The organism is Sulfobacillus harzensis (genome assembly GCF_012933365.1).
Taxonomy (GTDB): domain Bacteria; phylum Bacillota; class Sulfobacillia; order Sulfobacillales; family Sulfobacillaceae; genus Sulfobacillus_B; species Sulfobacillus_B harzensis.
Genome location: NZ_JABBVZ010000189.1, coordinates 1 through 3,540 on the forward strand (window position 1 = coordinate 1; position 3,540 = coordinate 3,540).

Sequence of the window (3,540 nt, forward strand, 5' to 3'; positions counted from 1 at the left end):
TGCGCGTGTTCCCTCTGGGCGTCTGCTGATATTTGTCCCCAAAAACAAACTGTTGACAAGTCCAATAACATCTTTGCGGGCTACGGAGCCTCGGCCACATTAGGTGAAGAGGCGAAGAACCCTCAGAAATCCATCGCCCGTGCAGTGATTCTGTCGTTGGTCATCATCGGGTTTGTGTTGATTTTCGTCGGGTACGCGACCACTGTGGCATGGGGCGTTCACAACATGGGGAGTTACGTCTCATTGCCGATGCCCTTACTTAATTTGGTCAAGAAAGTGTTGGCGTCGGAATGGACCCCGTGGTTTTGGATTTTGACGGTGCTCATCATCAACAGTACGGTAACCGCGATCATCGCTATTACTAATGCCCAGGTTCGTGTGCTGTTCGCCTTGGGGCGGGACAAAATTGCCGTGCCGGCTGTTCTAGGGTCAACGCATCCGAGGTATAAGACGCCGGCTCGGGCCATTCACACGCAGTCCATTATCGGGATCGTGATTGTCACTATTGTAGGATTTTGGCTTGGCTCATTCAGTGGGTTCCTGTTTCTGGCCGAACTGGTGACGCTGTCGAACCTCGTGATACACATCATGGCCAATATCTCGTTGATACGGTATTACCGCAAGACGGGCGAATTTCGTCTGTTGGTACATGGCATCATCCCCATCATCGCGAGCCTTATGTTCTTGTTCCCGATATACTTCTCTCTGTTTCCGGTCCCTAGTTTTCCGAACAACATCCCACCATACTTGGTAGTACTTTGGGCGATTATCGGCTTTGTCCTATTGGGGCGGACCGTTCGTCGCCGTCCGGACGTTCTGAAGCAGGCGGGTATGGTGACGGCCGAGCGCATGGACGCCGCGCCGCCCGGATTATAGGAGGTCAATGTGACTCCGTTACAGCATGCGGAAAGGTTAAGGATACACTTCGGTCTGACCCATCTTTGGGTGAAAAACGAGACGGTCTCTCTTTCGGGTTCCTTTAAAGATCGGGGAGCTGTGGTGGCTATTCGAGAGGCGCTCTCCGGGGGATTTCGACGGGTCGTGACCGCCTCCAGTGGAAACGCCGGGGCGGCCATCGCGGCACACGCGGCCCGTGCTGGCCTAGGCGCAACAGTGTTGGTCGATCCCGCTGCACCGCCGGCGAAGCTGCGCCAGATTCGGGCGTATGGCGCAGATATCATGGTGGTGGACGGGTTGTTCAATCAGCCGTCCGACACGTTTATCGAGCAGATTAGTCGGATAGCGCGGGATATGGATGCGTACCTCGCCTTCTTCTGGGAGCCTGTGAATCAGGCCATTATTCAGGGATTCGAGGTGATTGCCGAAGAAATCGTGAGCCAACTGGGGCAAGCCCCAGACGTCGTGATCATCCCTACGGGCGGAGGAGATCACTTGGTCGCACACGCTCGCGCTTATATTCGCCTCTGGCGAAGGGGGGTCACCGCATTTGTCCCCCAGCTAGTCGCGGTTCAGCCTGAAGGAGCATCACCTTTGGTGGACGCCGTCCGAAACGACTCGCCCAAGGTCGAATATCGGCCCAATCCCACGACTGTGGCGTCAGGACTTCGGGTGGCCTTTAGTGGGAATCATGCGCTGCAGGTTTTGCGAGACGCGACGGGCACTCGTGCGAAGCATTTGGCGACTACTGTGAGCGATGCTGACATTCAGATGGCGCAAACCCTCTTGGGGACGTTCGAGGGACTTTGGATGGAACCGTCTGGGGCCGCCGGGGTTGGGGCATTGCCGAGCCTTGTCGCCGGCGGCGAGATTGCGACCGATGCGACGATTGTAGCGGTTCTCACTGGAGCCGGTTGGAAGGATTAAAAACTCGGCGGCGTGACAGCGACAATGTAGACGCTCGGAGCATCGGTTGGGTTGACGTATCGGTGTGCCCGATTCGAATCGAAGTAAATGCTGTCGCCAGCTTGAAGCGTGTAGGATTCTGAAGCAAATTCCACCACGAGGGAGCCTTTGAGCACTACGGCACATTCTTCCGAGTTATGCTCCCACAACGTGGGCGACGATGCCGATCCGGGTTCAAGGACGCCTTCGAGCACCTCCAGGCGTCCAAAACCTGGGGAGATGCGCGTGTAAGCCACGGCCCCCGGCGTGGCAGTCAAGCTCGGCCGCCGGTCTCGTTGGATGACAGCGACGCCCGGATCGGCTGATCCGGCAAAAAGACTGAACAGAGGTACGTCCAGTGCCTTGGCGAGTTTTCTTAGGGTATTGAGACTCGGGTCGATTTGGTTACGCTCCACCTGGCTCAAAAGAGCGATGGAAACGCCGGTGAGCTCCGCCAATTGTTTCAGACTGAAACCGCGGTCATGCCGCAGGTCTCGCAACCGTTCGCCTAACACATGATGACCTCCGATCATTGAGTCACTTTATTTTAGCGAACGTGCAGCAAAGGGGGTGACGTTTTTGTAAAAGAAAAACGGATCTGGCCGAATTCATCATGGAGGTTGGTAGCATGCGTGCAGAAGAGTTCAGACAACATTTTCCCGGGCTAGTCGACACGGTTCACCTCGCCAGTTGCAGTCAAGGAGCGCTTTCCGACCGCGTCAGGGAAGCTATGGACCAGTTCATGGAGAGTTGGCAGCAAGAGGTAGCACCGTGGGATCAATGGATGCTCATGGTTGACGAGGCGCGGCGGCAATTTGCGAGGCTCATTCACGCAAACGATAGCGACGTTGCGGTGGTTTCCTGTGCATCGGAGGCGGCTTTTCAGGTCGCTTGGGGGCAAACGTATTCGGATGCCAGGGATACCATCGTCACCAACGATTTGGAATTTCCGTCCATCGCTCACGTCTGGTTGGCGGCTCAACAGCGAGGGGCCGAGGTCCGCTTTGTTCAGGACGTTGCTGGGGACCTCACCGTGGAAGCGTACCAAAATGCCATTGACGAGCGTACAACCTTGGTGTCCGTGCCGTTGGTTTCATACGCCAACGGGATGCGCCCGCAAGTACGAGCGATCGCCGATTATGCTCATCGCTATGGGGCACGCGTCGTGGTCGATGCCTACCAGGGGGCTGGAGTGGTTCCCAGCAATGTCGACGATTTGGGTTGCGATTACCTCTTCGCGGGTTCCTTGAAGTACCTCCTTGGAACTCCGGGAATGGCTTTTTTGTGGACCAATCCCCGGATCGATCATCCAATCGATCCGGTGTTAACGGGATGGTTTGCCAGGACTGCACCTTTTGCTTTCACGCCGCGCGTGCTCGACTACGCCGCCGGCGCGCGAAGGTTCCAGACAGGAACACCGGCCATCCCAGCGGCCTATGCCGCGGCGGCGGGAATTCGACTCATCAATGAGACAGACAGGCAGGTGGTATTCACCCATGTTGCCTCCTTGGCTGACCAGTTACAGAGGGGTGCAGAGGAGGCTGGATATGCGCTGTATTCCCCAACCGATCCTGATAAGAGGGGGCCGCAGGTGGCCGTGCTGACACCTGACAGCGAGGGACTAGGAGAGTTTTCATAAAGTCTAAGTAATGCACCAGACGGAACTTTCCGCCTGCCCTCCCTCGGCATTTTCTAACA

The 3,540-nt window shown here is 56.5% G+C and carries 4 protein-coding genes; 3 read left to right on the forward strand and 1 reads right to left on the reverse strand.

Annotated features, from left to right (window positions below; all coding sequences use genetic code 11):
• Positions 1 to 876 (forward strand): APC family permease (locus HIJ39_RS21985; RefSeq protein ID WP_169103182.1); only part of this gene is annotated, 876 nt, incomplete at its 5' end.
• 9 nt (positions 877 to 885) lie between these two features.
• The gene (locus HIJ39_RS21990) at positions 886 to 1,824 is read left to right on the forward strand and encodes a pyridoxal-phosphate dependent enzyme (RefSeq protein WP_169103183.1); all 939 of its coding nucleotides are present in this window, start codon (positions 886 to 888) and stop codon (positions 1,822 to 1,824) included.
• Here the strand turns inward: HIJ39_RS21990 and HIJ39_RS21995 are convergent.
• Positions 1,821 to 2,357: a cupin domain-containing protein gene (locus HIJ39_RS21995; protein ID WP_169103184.1), complete on the reverse strand. Its 537-nt coding sequence runs from the start codon at positions 2,355 to 2,357 to the stop codon at positions 1,821 to 1,823. The genes HIJ39_RS21990 and HIJ39_RS21995 overlap by 4 nt on opposite strands.
• A gap of 113 nt (positions 2,358 to 2,470) precedes the next feature.
• On the opposite strand from HIJ39_RS21995, the gene HIJ39_RS22000 reads away from it, so the two are divergent.
• Positions 2,471 to 3,481, forward strand: a complete 1,011-nt coding sequence (locus HIJ39_RS22000) for an aminotransferase class V-fold PLP-dependent enzyme (protein ID WP_169103185.1) — start codon at positions 2,471 to 2,473, stop codon at positions 3,479 to 3,481.
• The last annotated feature ends 59 nt before the right edge of the window (positions 3,482 to 3,540 follow it).